General features: G+C 29.1%; 19 protein-coding genes. 6 read left to right on the forward strand and 13 right to left on the reverse strand.

Annotated features, from left to right (window positions below; all coding sequences use genetic code 11):
* Nucleotides 1–337 precede the first annotated feature (337 nt).
* From PTZ02_RS14210 to PTZ02_RS14220, 3 genes are all read left to right on the forward strand, one after another.
* Entirely contained in the window at nucleotides 338–1,030 is a 693-nt protein-coding gene (locus tag PTZ02_RS14210) for a DUF1700 domain-containing protein (RefSeq protein WP_274228467.1), read from the forward strand.
* Between the two features lie 11 nt (nucleotides 1,031–1,041).
* A complete protein-coding gene (locus PTZ02_RS14215; RefSeq protein ID WP_274228468.1) occupies nucleotides 1,042–1,968 on the forward strand; it encodes a DUF4097 family beta strand repeat-containing protein in 927 nt (308 codons plus the stop codon).
* A 143-nt stretch (nucleotides 1,969–2,111) separates the two neighbouring features.
* Nucleotides 2,112–3,389, forward strand: coding sequence for an alkaline phosphatase family protein (locus tag PTZ02_RS14220; RefSeq protein ID WP_274228469.1), 1,278 nt, complete (start codon nucleotides 2,112–2,114; stop codon nucleotides 3,387–3,389).
* Between the two features lie 47 nt (nucleotides 3,390–3,436).
* Here the strand turns inward: PTZ02_RS14220 and rluF are convergent, their stop codons facing one another.
* From rluF to PTZ02_RS14235, 3 genes are read right to left on the reverse strand one after another with little or no spacing between them, the layout of a single operon-like run.
* Entirely contained in the window at nucleotides 3,437–4,252 is an 816-nt protein-coding gene (gene rluF, locus PTZ02_RS14225; protein ID WP_274228470.1) for a 23S rRNA pseudouridine(2604) synthase RluF, read from the reverse strand.
* A complete protein-coding gene (locus PTZ02_RS14230; protein WP_274228471.1) occupies nucleotides 4,197–5,249 on the reverse strand; it encodes an anti-sigma factor domain-containing protein in 1,053 nt (350 codons plus the stop codon). The genes rluF and PTZ02_RS14230 overlap by 56 nt, the downstream gene beginning before the upstream one ends.
* A gap of 36 nt (nucleotides 5,250–5,285) precedes the next feature.
* Nucleotides 5,286–5,867, reverse strand: a complete 582-nt coding sequence (locus tag PTZ02_RS14235; protein ID WP_274228472.1) for a class D sortase — start codon at nucleotides 5,865–5,867, stop codon at nucleotides 5,286–5,288.
* A 403-nt stretch (nucleotides 5,868–6,270) separates the two neighbouring features.
* Here PTZ02_RS14235 and ispF point away from each other — a divergent pair, with 403 nt between their 5' ends.
* Complete coding sequence (gene ispF / locus PTZ02_RS14240; RefSeq protein ID WP_238886018.1) at nucleotides 6,271–6,738, forward strand: 2-C-methyl-D-erythritol 2,4-cyclodiphosphate synthase; 468 nt, start codon at nucleotides 6,271–6,273, stop codon at nucleotides 6,736–6,738.
* A gap of 45 nt (nucleotides 6,739–6,783) precedes the next feature.
* Here ispF and PTZ02_RS14245 read toward each other — a convergent pair whose 3' ends face one another.
* Nucleotides 6,784–7,269, reverse strand: a complete 486-nt coding sequence (locus PTZ02_RS14245) for a hypothetical protein (protein ID WP_274228473.1) — start codon at nucleotides 7,267–7,269, stop codon at nucleotides 6,784–6,786.
* A 270-nt stretch (nucleotides 7,270–7,539) separates the two neighbouring features.
* Here PTZ02_RS14245 and PTZ02_RS14250 point away from each other — a divergent pair, with 270 nt between their 5' ends.
* Nucleotides 7,540–8,127 carry a flavin reductase family protein gene (locus tag PTZ02_RS14250; RefSeq protein ID WP_274228474.1) on the forward strand — a complete coding sequence of 196 codons (588 nt, stop codon included), beginning with the start codon at nucleotides 7,540–7,542 and terminating at the stop codon, nucleotides 8,125–8,127.
* Nucleotides 8,128–8,149: 22 nt separating this feature from the next.
* Here PTZ02_RS14250 and PTZ02_RS14255 read toward each other — a convergent pair whose 3' ends face one another.
* Entirely contained in the window at nucleotides 8,150–8,590 is a 441-nt protein-coding gene (locus PTZ02_RS14255) for a hypothetical protein (RefSeq protein ID WP_274228475.1), read from the reverse strand.
* A gap of 152 nt (nucleotides 8,591–8,742) precedes the next feature.
* Here PTZ02_RS14255 and PTZ02_RS14260 point away from each other — a divergent pair, with 152 nt between their 5' ends.
* On the forward strand, nucleotides 8,743–9,729 hold the full coding sequence (locus tag PTZ02_RS14260; RefSeq protein ID WP_443112624.1) for a Gfo/Idh/MocA family protein: 987 nt from the start codon (nucleotides 8,743–8,745) through the stop codon (nucleotides 9,727–9,729).
* 42 nt (nucleotides 9,730–9,771) lie between these two features.
* On the opposite strand, the gene PTZ02_RS14265 is transcribed toward PTZ02_RS14260, so the two are convergent.
* From PTZ02_RS14265 to PTZ02_RS14300, 8 genes are all read right to left on the reverse strand, one after another.
* Nucleotides 9,772–10,563 (reverse strand): Cof-type HAD-IIB family hydrolase, encoded by a 792-nt coding sequence (locus PTZ02_RS14265; RefSeq protein ID WP_274228477.1) that lies wholly within the window; start codon nucleotides 10,561–10,563, stop codon nucleotides 9,772–9,774.
* A 116-nt stretch (nucleotides 10,564–10,679) separates the two neighbouring features.
* Nucleotides 10,680–11,945, reverse strand: coding sequence for an Nramp family divalent metal transporter (locus PTZ02_RS14270; RefSeq protein WP_274228478.1), 1,266 nt, complete (start codon nucleotides 11,943–11,945; stop codon nucleotides 10,680–10,682).
* A gap of 85 nt (nucleotides 11,946–12,030) precedes the next feature.
* Nucleotides 12,031–13,092: an ADP-ribosylglycohydrolase family protein gene (locus PTZ02_RS14275; RefSeq protein ID WP_274228479.1), complete on the reverse strand. Its 1,062-nt coding sequence runs from the start codon at nucleotides 13,090–13,092 to the stop codon at nucleotides 12,031–12,033.
* A gap of 13 nt (nucleotides 13,093–13,105) precedes the next feature.
* Nucleotides 13,106–13,582: a Cys-tRNA(Pro) deacylase gene (gene ybaK, locus PTZ02_RS14280; protein WP_274228480.1), complete on the reverse strand. Its 477-nt coding sequence runs from the start codon at nucleotides 13,580–13,582 to the stop codon at nucleotides 13,106–13,108.
* Between the two features lie 90 nt (nucleotides 13,583–13,672).
* Nucleotides 13,673–14,086, reverse strand: coding sequence for a DUF3785 family protein (locus PTZ02_RS14285; RefSeq protein WP_274228481.1), 414 nt, complete (start codon nucleotides 14,084–14,086; stop codon nucleotides 13,673–13,675).
* 75 nt (nucleotides 14,087–14,161) lie between these two features.
* Complete coding sequence (locus PTZ02_RS14290) at nucleotides 14,162–15,112, reverse strand: sensor domain-containing diguanylate cyclase (RefSeq protein WP_274228482.1); 951 nt, start codon at nucleotides 15,110–15,112, stop codon at nucleotides 14,162–14,164.
* Nucleotides 15,113–15,269: 157 nt separating this feature from the next.
* Entirely contained in the window at nucleotides 15,270–16,556 is a 1,287-nt protein-coding gene (locus tag PTZ02_RS14295; protein ID WP_274228483.1) for an ATP-binding protein, read from the reverse strand.
* A gap of 26 nt (nucleotides 16,557–16,582) precedes the next feature.
* Complete coding sequence (locus PTZ02_RS14300; RefSeq protein WP_274228484.1) at nucleotides 16,583–17,413, reverse strand: aldo/keto reductase; 831 nt, start codon at nucleotides 17,411–17,413, stop codon at nucleotides 16,583–16,585.

A 17,413-nucleotide genomic window follows, 5' to 3' on the forward strand; every position in this document is an offset into this window, starting at 1 on the left:
TTATTTCTAAATCTTACTTCATTTCCTCTGTTTAATTTTCAAAGAACATAATATCACCTCTTGGCGACTTATTTATCTTAACATCATTTTAATCCTTTGTCAACACTTTATATAATATAAATTTCTCCAGTTAGTTATGTGTATTTCTAAACAAACTTAAATTGAATAGTACACAATAAAGCCTAGGTAAACTTCAACTAGTACTTAATTTTTTATAATCTTAACTTAAGAAATCTTAGTAGCTTCTTAAGTTTTCCTTAATATACTTTCTAGCTTATTGAAAAGACTTAAACTACATCATACAATGCAAGTATAAACAAAAAGGAGGTATCGTTACATGTTTCGAAAAGAATTTATTAACATTCTTATAAATGGTCTTATTGATTTACCTAAAGAGAAAAGAGACGAAATAATTTCAGAATATCAAGAGCATTTTGATATAGAACTAGCAAATGGTAAAACAGAACAAGCTATTATTAATGAACTAGGAAATCCCTATTCAATTATTGATAGATATTTAGGAAATACATCTGACACATATACAAAAACAAATCAATCATATGAAACGAAAGATTATAATTACGTAATTGTTGAAAATAGTCAACCTAATAATGAAAGAACCAATTTCAATTCTGAATATAATAATTACAATGCTGGCCCAATTAATACAAATAAAAAAGAAAAATCCATTTTCTTAATAATAATTTTACTAATTGGTTTATTAATTGTGTCCCCTGGATTATTTGGTGGTATTATAGCAATCATTGCAACATTGTTCGCAGGAATAATTGGATCTTTAGCACTAACTTTTGGCAGCATCTTTTTACTTTTCGGAAAGCTCTTCAACAACGGGCATTTACGGGATATTATGGGGCCAGCACTAGACCAAATACCATTTATTTCAACAATACTTTTCTTAATAGGTAATATTTCTTTAACTATTCTATCTATTATAATTGTAAGTCAGTTATTTAAATTCTCTTGGAAACTTATTAAGAGGTTCTTTAAATGGCTAAAAACCCATCTGTAGGAGGTGCCCGTATGAGAAAAAAAATTAATCTATTTATTTTATCTATAATTCTAGTTGTAATATGTGTTATAAGCTATACTGGAATGTTTGTAAGCTTATTGGCATCCAATATTAATTTAAGAGATCTTTCTAAGATTGGCTCAAATATTGAAATTTTCTTTGATGGTAATTACAAATATAAATACAATATAAATTCTTCTGAATCAGCTCCTCTTAATGATATAGATACAGTAAACTTAAAATTCTTAAGCGGAACAATAAATCTTGAATATTGGGATAAAAATGAGATATCAGTTACTGCAAATGGAGATGTAAGATCTAGTTCATCAATTGATGATATTAAAATAAAGAAAGAAATATCAGGCAAAAGTATTTCATTTTCACTATTTAACTCAAACAATTCTTTTTTAGATTATATATTTTCAAAGGATTTATCTGTAACTATAAAGCTCCCTAAAGGTTATAACAAAAGTTTAAATATTGCTTCTACTTCATCTAATATAACTATAGAAAATAATGATTTTTCCTCTCTTGATATTAAAGTTACCTCAGGAGATATAAATATAACAAACTCTAAAATCAATTCACTTTCTATAATTTCAACATCTGGAGATATGTTTTTAAATAACATTACTTCACAATCTAGTACCCTTAAGGATGTTTCAGGAGGCGTTAGTGCAATTAACTTTTCTGGCGATATAGATTGTAAAACTGTTTCTGGTGATATAAATATAGATTATAGTAAGCTAAATCCAAATAATAAGATTAGCACAACTTCAGGAGATACTACATTAGCAATTCCTTCTACAGAAACATTCAGTTTAGAACAGTCATCCATCAGTGGAGATGTTCGTAGTAATTTTGCTTCTACTGATAACGCAACTAATAAAATAAAATTCAGTTCTACCTCTGGAAATCTAAATATAAGACAAAAGTAAAAACTATAGTTAATGAAAAGAAATGGATAACCTCCATTTCTTTTTTTCATAAAGTTAACAATTCTAAATATTACGCATACATATTTTATATATTAAATTTGATATAATATATTTCTAAGAGATATTTATAGAGGTGTATAACTATGAAATCAAAATATTTACTAATACTTTCTTTTGATGCCGTAGACAAAAAAGATTTTGAAATTCTTAAAACATTACCTAATTTCTCAAGTTTGATCAAATCTAGCTCATATTCTAATAGTGTTGAAACAATTTATCCTTCTTTGACATACCCTGCACACACATCAATTATTACTGGTAAACTGCCTAAAAATCACGGTATTATAAATAATATATTAATTCAACCAAATAGATTTCTTTCTTCTGATTGGTTTTGGGAAAGAAAACATATTAAATGCGCTACCCTTTTTGATATTGCAAAAAGTAAAGGATTAAAAACAGCTGCATTACTTTGGCCAATAACAGGCAAAGCCACTATAGATTACAACATTCCGGAAATATTCCCAAATAGACCTTGGAAAAATCAGATACTTGTCTCTTTGCTAAATGGAAGTAAGTTCTTTCTATATAATATGAATAAAAAGTTTGGCCACCTTAGAAATGGGATTATCCAGCCAAATCTCGATAATTTCACATTATCATCATTAATATATTTATTAGAAACAAAAGCTCCTGAAGTTGTAGCAGTACATTTTACTGATGTAGATTCTCAAAGACATGATTACGGGTATTCTTCTAAAGAGGCTTATGATGCACTAAAAAGACATGATGATAGATTAGGAAAAATTATTGATACATTAAAAAAACTTAATATTTTTGAAGAAACTACTTTAGTAGCTTTGGGTGACCATAGTTTTCTTGATGCAAAGTATGTGGTTAAAATTAATAATCTGTTTTTAAAACACAATTTTTTAGAATTAAGTTCTAAGAATAAAATAAAGCATACCGTTGCATATTGTAACTATTGCGATGGCTCAGCTTATATATATCTTAATGATAAGTCTAAGCAAAAAGAAATATATAAACTATTAACTAAATTTTCTAAGGAGAATAATAACTGTATTGAAAAAATATTTTCAGGCGAAGAAGCTTCTGATTTAGGTGCTGACCCCAATTGCGACTTTATGTTAGAGGCTAAACAAGGCTATTACTTCATTAATGACATTGAAGGTAACGTAATTGAAGATGCCAAAGGCAAGTATCATGTTGCAACTCATGGTTATTCTCCTAAAATTCAGGGCTATCAAACTATTTTCATAGTCAAAGGCCCAGATATTAGAGAAGATTATCCTATAGGTTTTATGAGTTTACTTTCAGAAGGGCCTACCTTAGCAAAAATTCTTGGAGGAAGTTTAGATAATCCAGATGGCACTATATTAAATGATATATTTAAAAATTAATATAAAAAGTTGGAGAATTATTTAATCTCCAACTTTTCATTTCATTATTATTCAATAGCTTTTTTGGAATAAGAAATCAACTCATTAATCTCATTAAGTTCATCATCTTCTAGGTATCTCCACTCACCTATATTTAAACTTCCTAAGTGAACATTCATAATTCTTGTTCTCTCAAGCTTTTTCACTTCATAACCTAAAGCTTCGCACATTCTTCTTATCTGCCTATTTAATCCTTGTGTAAGAATAATTCTAAAAACATAATTACTTTCCTTTTTAACAAAACATTTTTTTGTTACAGTACCTAGAATTTTAACTCCAGAGGACATTTTTTCTATAAAACTTTGAGTTATATTCCTATCAACAGTTACCAAATATTCTTTCTCATGATTATTTCCTGCTCTAAGTATTTTATTTACTATGTCTCCATCATTGGTTAATAAGATTAATCCTTGTGAATCTTTATCTAACCTTCCAATCGGGAATATTCTTTCCTTATGTCCTATAAAATCCACAATATTTCCTTTTATTTTATGTTCTGTAGTACAGGTTATTCCAACTGGTTTATTCAAAGCTAAGTAAATGAGTTTTCTACCTTTACTTATTATCTTATTATCTATTTTTACTTCTTGGCCTGAACTGACTTTTGTGCCCATTACTGCTTTAACACCATCTACATATACTTTCCCGAGAGTTATTAACTTATCTGCTTCTCTTCTTGAACAGAAACCTGAATCACTTATGTACTTATTTAATCTAATCTCCGATTTAGAATCTAGGTGCTTAATTATGTTTGATGAATTTTGGCTGCTATTTTGTTGCTTCTTGGCCTTTATTTTGTCCGCCGTCATCTTGCGATTCTTCATTTACCACTGATTCCCTTCTATTTTTAAGTTCATATCCAGCATTATTTATTGCAACATCTAATTTATTATCTTTGAAATATTTTTGACTTTTACTTAATTTTTCATACTCGATAGGTTCTCCATTGACGAATATAGTAATCGTATCATCTGGAACCATTTTCTTTTCCTTTGCTAATTTAAAAATATCAATAATTGCATTATCTATATTTTCATTCTGTATATCTCCAGTATCTAATAAGTCAGCACCTTTTTCAGTCGGCGAATAACAATATACAACTCTCCCTAAAGAATTAATCTCCAACTTTATTTGAGATGTAGTATTTATTACAACAATAGATGTTACTTTATTATATTTATACATAAATACAGAAACTCCTATAACTAGCAAGATTGCTGCAACACTCAATTGTCTCCAATAACTTCTTATGCTTTTTCTTTCTTTTCCTTTTATTTCGTCTCCTAACCTACATTCTTCCTGCAAACTAATTTTTTTAAATATACCATCATAGGATAAAACTATTGCGCTTTTTTTGTATTTTTTTAGTACTATACCAGTAAAAACATTTAAACTAATAGCCTTCGCTACCTCTTCTACCTGTTCTTTAATAATGACATTAAAATAGTCTTGAATTAATTTATAGTTTGGATTTGATATTATAATTATATATGCAGTTAAAAGTTCATTCCATATTTCTAAAAATGTCCTTGAAACTCCTAGCTTTCTACATATTCTAGAGTATGGCAGTTCTCTTTTCTTTGCAAATGCATCGTATAATTCTGGATCACCCGCAACATCATATGCAATATTTAAGGCTGTATTTCTTATATTATTCTTTAAATTCATATTTGCTAAGGTTGTGAGTTTAACATTATATAAAGATAATTCCTTTACCAGCAAGAAAACTTGTTTTCCCCTAACCTTATCATCTTCAATATTTATAACTCTCAGCTTTGGTTCTTTTGAGAATTTATACTTCTCTATATAAACTTCATTCATATTACCATTCACCTCTGATTAAAACATTTATGAAAATTATTCACTAAGCGTACCTTTGATAATTAATCTTTTTTTCGCACCCTCTGTACAGGTTACTAGTGTAATTGTTGCATCCTTTGTAGCATCCAATACTTTTACATCAGTAGGATCAACTACAAAGCTATCCGTTACCTTGTAATTAATCTCTTTTTCTTTTGTCTTTACAATTATATCATCGCCAACTTTAAGCTTGTCTAAATCCTTAAAATATTCAGCATAGGTAAAATTTCTATGTCCTGCCAATGCAAAGTTACCTTTTTCACCAGCCATTGCTGTATTAGGGAAGTGACCAATTGCATAATCAAGCACTTTGGTATCTACCCCTTCTCCTACTGCCACATCAAGATTTATTTTTGGAATTTTTAATATTGCTATTGGAACAATATCTGATTTATTATTTACATCACTATCTGAATCAGGTGTTTTCTTATTATCTTGATTCAATACTTGATTAAATGTATCTTTTAACTTTTGTTGTTCTTTGTATATTGTATACTTAGTGTAAGCTACCCAAGTAAATATACCTATTCCTATGATTATTAGTAGAATCCCAACAAATTTTCTAATATTATTTTTCATAGCATCATCCCACTTTTTATCAAAAATCATATAATATATTATATCATAGTCTCTCTTTATTTATATGGGTAAAATTTTTAACAAAGTTTTATAAATCTATAATATTTTATCTGTTTTATGTTATAATAAGAGTATAAGAAAACGTATCCAAGAGGTGATTATTATGAAAGGTAAAGTTATCTACGTAGATTTTACACAGAAACATCAAAAATATACCTCTCGAAAACTAAGTTTATTTAAACGACTATTATACTTTATAAGGAGCAAATTCACGCTAAGAAAATCGGCTGAATCATCAATTAATACAACTCGTTCATTTAAAAGAATTTTATAATTTAAATACACAGCCTTAATATTTTTTATAATATATGCTAAAATTATAAAAAATACTTGAGGTGATTATATGAGAGTTGGTATTGGATATGATGTCCATACTTTAGTAGAAAACAGAAGTTTAATATTAGGTGGAGTAAATATACCTTATGAAAAAGGGTTATTAGGTCATTCAGATGCAGATGTTCTTTTACACGCAATAATGGATTCATTGCTTGGTGCTGCTGCTTTAGGCGATATAGGAAAACACTTTCCGGATAGCGACCCTCGATTCAAAGATGCTTCCTCTATTAAATTGCTTAATCATGTTGGTAATTTATTAAAGGAAAAGGGTTATTCAATTAATAATATAGATGCTACAATAATAGCTCAAAGACCAAAATTATCTCCATTTATTAATGAGATGAGAGAAAATATAGCTTCAGCATTAAATATTACATTAGAGGATATTAATATTAAAGCAACCACAGAAGAAGGATTAGGTTTTACTGGTTCTGGTGAAGGTATATCCTCACAAAGTATTTGTTCTATAATATAATGATATTTTTAAAGGGTTAAAAACAGTTGTTTTTAACCCTTTATTTTACTCGATTATATCCAGTTTAACATTTTCTATATCCTTCAAGCTTGAAGTTATTTGAAATTTTGCATTTTCCCCTACAAGCTTTACTCTATATGGACCATTGACGCCATCTATCTTACAACTAACATTTCCAGATGGATTCTCGCTTGTAAATATAATATTTTTATCTTTATCTATAACTATTAACTTTAGCTTCCCCTCTTGAATCTTAACTGAATAATTAATTACATATTCCCTAGGAGAACTAAATGTAATTCTTGCAATTGTATTACTTCCGGAGAAATTAGATGCCTTAAAGGAATAGTTATTATTTCTGCTTTTCTTAATTGAATTACTCATATAATAGGTATCTTCATCACTTACTATTTTGTCATTATTGTCATATACTTTATTTGCTTCCTCATTTATTTTTCCACAACCGCTTAAATTAATTAGTAGCATACATGTACAGGTAATTATGAGTAATATTTTTCTATAAATCTTCATCTTTTATCCTCCTTTAAAAATACAATATTATTATATATCACTTTTCCATATATTTACTCTTAAAAAATTCTTAATATATTGTACTTTTCAATAAAAAAACCTATAACTATATCAATATCTTTCTCTTATTCTCCCTATTATTATTCTCAAAATAACCTTTCATTATCATTTAAGTGTTACAACACTCCAAACTTCTTTCTTTATCTTTACTAAAATGATATAATTATAGCGTTTTAATATAATAATATTCACTATAAAGGAGAGAACTTCATGCAAAAAAAAGATTTTAAGGGAAGTGTTTTTCTAAATCCAGTTCCTGTAGTTTTAATTACTTCAAAAAGTAAAGATGGAAAAGTTAATGTTTTTACTGTGGGTTGGACTGGTACAATATGCACAAAACCACCTATGCTCTCCATTTCTGTTAGACCTGAAAGACTTTCTTACGAGTATATCAAAGAGACTATGGAATTTACTGTTAACATACCTAATACATCAATGGTAAAAGCAGTTGATTATTGTGGAGTAAAGTCAGGGAAAACAGTCGATAAAATAAAAGAACTTGGATTTAAATTAAAAGATGGGGATAATATCAATGTTCCATATATTGATGAATGTCCAATTAACATAGAATGCAAGGTTAAAGATATAATAGAATTAGGAACTCATCATATGTTTATTGCAGATGTCTTGGGCTCTCATGTAGATGAATCCTTAATTGATGATAGTGGGAAGATTCACTTTGAAGAAGGAAACTTAATATCATATTGTCATGGAGAATATTACCCTCTTCCAAAGAAATCCTTAGGTACTTTTGGATTTTCAGTTATGAAAAAGAAAAAGAAAAAAAGAGCAAAATAAAAATTTTGCTCTTTAACTATTTCTAAGAAACCAACCTCTCGGCATATTCTTTTATTAACTTAATCTTACTTTCATAATCTACTACTGTAAAATCGTACACGCTTTTAATATTTCTAAAGAAATCAACAAATGCAAGCATTCTAGAAAATGATATATTAAAATCGTGAGCAAGTTCCTTTAAATACACTTCTTCCTTATGCTCAAATTCTCCATCCACCAAAGCTAAGCCAATCAATTCAAAAAAAACAATTTTCTTTATTCTATCTGTTGATGAGTTAAATACGTCTTTAATTTCTTCTAAACTTTGTTTTTCTATATCCTGCTCCCTTAATGAAAGCTCATCTATGTATTCTTCTATAAGTTTTGCTTCTTCCTTAGCAAAAATTTCATCTAAATCAGCTAGCTCTCTCACCAAATTAACAAAAGCCTTTGACTCTATTATATTTAGTTCATTTAAAAACATATAAACCCCTCCATTATCATCTAAATTTAAAATTAGTCTCTATATATTTATAGTATCATGATGGCAAATATAAGTAAAAACTTTTATTCAATATTTTCATTTTATATTGTTATGATGTTATGATAAAATAGTACAAAAAAGGAGGTATGTATATGGTTAGGTTTGGTATAGTGGGAACCAATTGGATTACAGAAGCTTTTATTAAAGGTGCTTCATTAAATAAAGATTTTAAGCTTACTGCTGTATATTCAAGAAATTATGAAAAAGGAAAAGAATTTGCTGATAAATATTCAGTTGATAATATATTTACTGATATTAATGAAATGGCTGCAAGCAATGTGATTGATGCTGTTTACATAGCTAGTCCCAATTCTCTTCATGCTCCTCAAGCAATAATATTTTTAAATAATAAGAAACATGTTATTTCTGAGAAGGCATTTGCTTCAAATGAAAAAGAAGCATTAGCAATGATAAATGCTGCAAAAGAAAATAATGTTCTTATTATGGAGGCAATGAAAATCACTCTTTTACCTGGCTTTGAAGCAATAAAAGCAAGTCTTTCAAAGATTGGTACAATAAGAAGATTTACTTTTTCCTATTGTCAATATTCATCAAGATATGATAAGTATAAACAAGGTGAGATATTAAATGCATTTGATCCGAGATTTTCAAATGGTTCTTTGATGGATATAGGTGTTTACTGTATTCACCCAATGATTCATCTATTTGGAACACCAAAAAGCATTAAGGCAAATGGATTAATTCTCCACAATGGTATTGATGGTGAGGGAAGCTTAATCGCAGAGTATGATGGTATGGATGGTATATTAACATATTCAAAAATAAGCAATTCTTATATCCCTTCAGAAATTCAAGGTGAAAAAGGAAGTATACTGATTAATACTATTACAACTCAAAAATCAATTAAAATTGTTTATAACAATGGTGAAACAGAAGACATTTCAGTCCCTCAAGTTGAAGATGATATGTATTATGAAGCTAATGAGTTTATTAATTTAATTAAAGAAAATAAGCTTGAATCCTCTATAAATTCACATAGCCGTTCATTAGAGGTTATTCGAGTTACTGATAACGTAAGAAAGCAAATTGGATTAGTTTTTCCTGCTGATAACTTATAATATATATAAAGAAGCCCAAGTAACTACTTGGACTTCTTTAAACTATCTATTTATATTCAATATATCTCCAATACATTCATGTACATGATTAACATGATTATTCGCACTACCTTTTACTATTTCTTCTGCATGATGGAATGTATAACTATTATTAGTTACTTCAAACATTGATAAGTCATTTAGAGAATCTCCAATTGCATATAGATCTCCAAAATCTTCATCTACATTATCAATTATTTGTCTAAGTCCCATACCTTTGGAGCATCCTTTAGGCGCAATATCTAAGAAAAATTGATTTCTAAACACCTCTAAATGTTCCCCATATTTTTTTTGAAGCTTCTCACGAATTCGCTCTGCATCTTCTGCTGATTTGTTTTTGGGGAAAACGCTAATTATTTGATATTTTCTATCTTCATCATCTACTTCTTCTCTGGTAATTATTTTTGATGCATATTCTCCAATATTAAATTCTTTCTCTTCTATATAATGTCCTTCTACTAAATATGTATCCTGTCCATCATCAAAGTATAAACACAAATCATCATTATCTAAGAATTCAGTTATCATTTCCAGAGCTACTTCACTTTTAATATAGTTTCTGTATAAAATATTATGGTCACCATCCATAACTATTGATCCATTACATAAGACAAGATAATCACACTCAACATCATATTTGTCGAAGATAAGCCTAAATCCATGATAAGTTCTACCTGTCGAAACAACAAATTTATGGCCCTTTTCCTTTAATCTCTTTATAGCAATAATATCTTCATCACTAATTACTTGATTATTTACCAATGTTCCATCTAAATCGCTTGCTAATATTTTCATTAATATCCTCCTTAGTACTACATCTTCACATATAAATTTTAAATCAAAGTTCATAGTTTCACAATCTCTAAAAATAAAAGTAGTAGTAAATTAAATTACTACTACTTTTATTTTTCTTAGCTTATGGCACTATATAGGAGCATAATATTTAAAATTGCCACCACTATTCCTATTGCAACTAACAAAAACTTTTCCATTCCTTGATTCTTATATTCCCCCATTACCTTTTGAGATGAAGTAAGATATATTTGAGTAAATATTGTAATTGGTAACTGTATGCTTAATAGCATTTGAGAATATACTAATCCTTTAAATGGGTCAGTAACAAAGAATATAATAATTGTAGCTAGAACAAGTGTTATTCCTACCCCTATTTTAGTATGCCTATCCTTAATATCGTAAGGTTCATTAAATATCCCTGAGAATATGCTTCCCCCAGCCATACCTGCTGTTACACTTGAAGATATTCCTGCAAATAATAGTGCTATAGCAAAAATTAGTGCTGCTGAATTACCTAAAAGAGGTTGTAGCATAACATGTGCTTCACTTAATTCAGTAACTTGAACATTGTTTGCAAAAAAGGTTACTGCTACTAATATCATTGCACTATTAATTGCCCATCCTATGGTCATTGATACTAGAGTATCCATAAATTCATACTTTAGTTGTTTTTCCATAACCTCTTTATCTTGAAGGTTCCATTGTTTACTCTGTATAATTTCAGAATGCAGATATAAATTATGTGGCATTACAACTGCTCCAAGCACACTCATTATTATAGGCATAGCATTCTGTGGAAAACTCGGAACAAACCAACCATGGACTGCTTCACCCCAGTTCACATTAACCATTAATACCTCAACTATAAAGGCTAATCCAATAAGTGAAACAAATCCAATTATTATCTTCTCTAGTTTTTTATATGAACTAGAGAAAAGCATCCAGCAAACTACTATAAGTGCTAAAACTGCACCAATCTTAATTGGAATACCAAACAGCATATTAAGTGCTATTGCTGCCCCTAAAATTTCCGCCATTGCTGTAGCCACTGATGCAAAAACTGCTGTTCCTAATATGACCTTGGATAGCTTTGAATTCATATATGATGTCACTGCCTCAGAAAGGCATTTCCCAGTTACAATGCCTAGATGCGCTGCATTATGCTGTAATGATATTAACATTATTGTAGATAATGTTACCATCCATAATAATTTATATCCATAAGTTGAACCTGCTGCTAGATTAGATGCCCAATTACCTGGATCAATAAATCCAACAGTAACTAACAAACCAGGTCCAATATATTTCACAAAGTCTCTTGCCATCAATTGAGGTTTATGTCCTTCTTTTGATAAACTAAACTTCTTAAAAAATCTATTCATAATTCGCCCCCTTAATTGATACCAATTATCATTTATATTATACTATTTTATAATAATTTCCCAATTAAGTACATACATATAAACATTATTTTCCTGGATATTTATTTCTCCACTTGTCACTTTCTTCGTAGCCTATATATAAATCTTCAGCCATTTCAGAAATCTGTTCGAATAATTCAATATTTTCTATGTAATCATTGGGTATACCGTAAGTTCCTAAATAAGCACCTAAAATATTACCTGTTATAGCTCCTGTACTATCACTATCTCCATTATGATTCACTGCTGCTATTATAGCCTTCTTATAATCATTTTGATATTTAAGCGCACAATATACTGCTATTGATATGGCTTCCTCTGCAAGCCATCCTTCACCAATTTTTCTTATAGCCTCATTATAAATCTCATTTGAATCCACTAGTTCTAATGCTAATTGAATCTTATCTACGCATTCCTGACTATCTGAATATTTCTTCAACAAATCTAAAGATTCAAGAACTGATTTTTTCAAGTCTTCCCCTGATATGATTTGAGATATCAGTGCTGAAAAAAAACCAGCTGAAAGATATCCTGAAGGATGCCCATGCGTTAATGCTGCACATTTACACCCTATATCGAAAGCTTCTTCCATACCATATAGTAATCCTACTGGTGCTACCCTCATAACTCCCCCGCACCCTTTGCTACTATTTATTGGATTATCAATTGTCCCTATTTCTTCTTCTCTTAATGCACTTAAACAAGTACTGCCAGGAGCCCTTAATTTGCTTAAAGACCACACTTGAACAAGCCAACTATTGTGTAGAATTTTATCTTTTATCTTAGGTAATCTTTCCTGTGTTGATAACCATCTTAAATATGCATTATGCATAATTGTTGTGAATTCAGTATCAGCTTCTGAATCTTCTTCTAAATTTTCTCTTACTTTGTTTCTTAAAAGTCCCTCAGCAGTAAATAATGTCATTTGTGTATCATCTGTTATTTCTGCCTTCCCAAATGCTCCTAAAACTAAATCTTCTATACCACTTTCTCCAAACTTATCTCTAATTTCATCTATACCTAAAAACTCTATTGGCCATCCTAATGCATCTCCGATGGCACCCCCAAGTAAGCAACCTTTAAAATTCTCTAATTTTCTCTTACTCAACTAATACCACCCCTTACACATTTTTAGTCAAATCTTCTAAACTACCTTCGACTATTAGTAATAAATCACTAACTAGTATTTCTATTTGAAGCCCTATTTTCCCTCCACTAACTATTATATAGTCAATTTCACTTGCTGATTCATCTATAAAAGTTTTGTATTTCTTTTTTTGGCCTATAGGGGAACACCCTCCACGTATATATCCCGTGTATTTATTTATATCTTTTACTGCAATCATATCAATTTTTTTCTCTCCAGCAATAATTGCAGCTTTTTTTAAATCTAATTCCTTCTCAACTGGGATAACAAATACATATATTTCTTTTGAAATTCCCTGAGTTACTAACGTTTTATATACTTGAATAGGATCTTTTCCTATCTTTTTTGCTACTTCAACACCATCTATCTTATTATCTTTATATTCATAGCTAAATACACCATATTTTATTTTATGTGAATCTAATATTCTCATTGCATTTGTTTTATTCATAACTGTCCCCCGATAATTTAATATATTTATATTATAGCCTATTATTGGGTAAAAGAAAAAACCACCCAAAGGCAGTTTTTATTTATTAATTTACATATCGCATTGTTCTACTTCTATTGTACAGTCTCCGCAATTCTTGCATATTATTACACTAGCCATAAAGCTATCATCAAATTTTCCCAATCTAAATAGTCTTCCAAATGAATTAGGCTCATAATCTTTTGATATGCTACTACTTACATATTCTCCATTTTTAGTAAATATATAAAAATGATATTCTAGGTATTCATAATATTTCTCTTGATCATCTTTATTTCCTTGGCATTTTGAGCATGATTCAAGATAATACCCCTTATCAAAATTTACTTCCTCTGCTTCGTTTATTAATTTAAAAATATCCTGCAAATTAAAATTTTTGATCGTTTTTTCTTCATCTATAAAAAAATATTCACAATTATCTTCTTTAATCTCATAATTCTTGCCTTCGTATGCGAATTTATACATATTGCTCTCACCTCAAGATTATTATACAATTAACAAACTTCAATTATCAATAAATATTTTAACCTAAAAACTATATTATATAGCTTTCTTATTATTCTTAATAACATACATATTCTTGTCTGCTTTTCTAAATAGAGTATCCATATCTCCTAAAGAACTTTCAGTATATGCATAGCCTATTGACATATTCATATTAACTTCTTGCTCATGATGATAATTTAATTCGTTATTTATTTTCTCTATAACTTCTTTTATGAAGTTTTGAGATCTCCTTACAATAAGTAACGCAAATTCATCTCCACCAATACGAGATACAATTATATTCTTTGATGAGAATTTATTTAATATATTAGCAGTTTCTTTAATTAAATTATCTCCTTCCATATGTCCGTGAGTATCATTTGTAATCTTCAAGTTATCTAAATCACACACAATAATGGCAGCTCTTGTATTTATATCTCTATTATATTTTTCGCAAGCTCTTAAGAAAAATTCCTTATTGTACAATCCTGTAAAAGAATCATGACATATTTTATATTCCAAGCTTTCTTGAAATTTAATTTTATCGTCAATGTTTCTTATTATACCTTGTATTGCAACTAATTGCCCTTTTCTATATATTGGAGTTGCATATTCTTCGAACCATATATATTTTCCTTTATCATTTCTCCATCTTTGAACTATAGGCTTATCAAAGTTAATTTCACCGCTAATTTTTTTATGTATAGTTTCTATATCATCAGGGTGTATTAATTGTAATGGAATACTAGAATCTGAATAGCAGCTCTTAACCAAATTTTTCCCTAGAATCTTTTCAATTGATGGGCTTAAATATGTAAACTTACCTTCAGGTTTTATTTGATAACAATATATAATGTCTTTTGACATTTGTACTAATTTTAAAATTCTCTTTTGTTGATTAATAATTCTCTTAAGTTTTTTATTACGTTTAGAATTCACTACCATATAATATAAAATTATAAGCGAAGCCCCTGTAACGCAACCATACAAAAAAAACTCAATCATTCCCTCACCCCATAGAAACTTGATTTAAATATAAATAAATCAGTATATCTTTATCATTATTCAACGTTTACACATAAATTCCTTCTTTTGTAAAAATTTTAGCAATGTTTCAATTTAAGCCCTATTAATTTTATATTTTATCAATAACTTGAATATACTACTTATCCACATTTTTCCCTTCCAGCCAATCTACAAATTGCTTTGCTGTCCTTGGTGATCTTCCATTATAACTCATTTCCCATTGTATTGCCTTTATACGAAGCTCGTCTTCTGGAATTAATATTTTTCTTTCTTTAACCATCTCTTCAACAATCTCTAAGTATTCTTTCTGATTTGGAGATATAAATGTTACTGTTATACCAAATCTATCAGCCAAAGAAAGTTTTTCTTCCATTGAATCCACTGCATGAACCTCATCATCCCCTCCATGAGACATACCGACTCTATCACTAAACTTTTCTTTAATTAGATGTCTTCTATTAGACGTTGCATAAATTATAACATTCTCAGGCTTGCTCTCTAATCCACCTTCAAGCACTGCTTTTAAAGCAGTATATGTTTCCTCACTATCTTCAAAAGCTAGATCATCAATAAATAATATAAATTTTTGTGGTAACTTTTTTAATTTTTTAATTAGCTTCGGAAATGTATGCAAATATGGCTTAGGAATTTCTATAATTCTCAAACCTAAACTATAGTATTCATTTAGTAATGCTTTTACTGTTGACGATTTTCCTGTGCCTCTACTTCCATAAAGAAGAATATTGTTTGCTGGTAACCCTTTTATAAATGCTATTGTGTTATCAATAACAATCTTTCTTTCTCTATCATATTTAATTAAATTATCTATTCTTATTGGATCCAATGAAACTACACCTTGAAGCTCATTTTCCTCCCAAATAAAACCCTTAAACCTACTGAAAACACCCACTCCATTTTCTCTATGGAAATCTGCAACTTCTTTAATTAAGCTTCCCCAATTATTACAGTCAAGAAACCTTTTAACTAACTCTTTATGGATTATCTCATTTTTGTCATAAGAATTATTATCCCAACTTGAATATTCATATTCTTCCTCATTAAATTTTTCTTTTATATCCAAATGCGAAAACTCAGCTATTTTCTCTAAGTTATTTAAATCTTTAGTAGCAGCCTCCAAAATTTGTTTATGAATATCTTTAAAATCTGTCTCCTGAGCCATTCTACCAAATGTGCTCTCACTAAATAATATGCTTTTTATTATATATTCCTTTAAAGAATTCCCATGATTTTTCTCCATTAATTCGTGATAGAATTCATTGTACATTGATATACAATCAATAAAATCCGTATCTTCTCTCTTATAATTACATACCAATTTATAAAGTTTTTTCACTACTGAATCTTCAAGTAATCCCCTGTAAATGCTTAAAGATTCAAATAGCATTCTATAATTATTTTTCATAATAGCCCCCCCAATTTTAATTTGTTTTAGAACGGAGTTTTATCAGGATCTATTCCTCTTCTTATTCCAGTATTTAATTTGTCTATATGTTCCATATCCTCTGCCGAAATAGTAAAATCAAAGATATTAAGATTACCCTTTATATGCTCCCTATTTGTTGACTTTGGTAATGGTATATACCCTTTTTCCAAGTGCCATCTTAGTACTAGCTGTGCAACTGATTTATTATACTTGCTTGCTAAAGCTTTAAGTCTTTCATCTTTAATTGTTTCTCCATGTGCAAATGGATAGTACGCCTCTATTTTTATATCATACTTTTTCCCGAATGCAATTATATCTATAGGTTGGAAAGTTGGATGTAACTCCACTTGATTAATAGCTGGTACAACATTAGCACTCTTAAGTAATTCCTCTAGATGATGAACTTTAAAATTACTTACTCCTATTGATTTAATAACTTTTTCTTCATATAACCTTTCAAGCGCTTTCCAAGTGTTTTTATTTACCTCATAATCTCTAGGCCAATGCAATAAATATAAATCTAAATAATCTACCTTTAATTTATTCATGGTTTTTTCAAATGCTTTTAGTGCTTCATCATACCCAAAGTCAGAAACCCATAGTTTACTAGTTATAAATATATCTTCCCTTTTTAAGCCACTTTCTTTAACAGCAGCACCAACACTTGCTTCATTTTCATAAATAGCTGCTGTATCTATATGCCTATACCCAAACTCCAATGCCTCTCTTACTGCCTCCAATGTTTGAGTCCCATCTGGAATTTTAAATGTTCCGAATCCTATCTGTGGAATAATTACGCCATTGTTTAGTTTTACTCTATTATCTTCTAATGACAT

It is taken from the genome of Clostridium sp. 'White wine YQ' (genome assembly GCF_028728205.1).
Lineage (GTDB): Bacteria > Bacillota > Clostridia > Clostridiales > Clostridiaceae > Clostridium_T.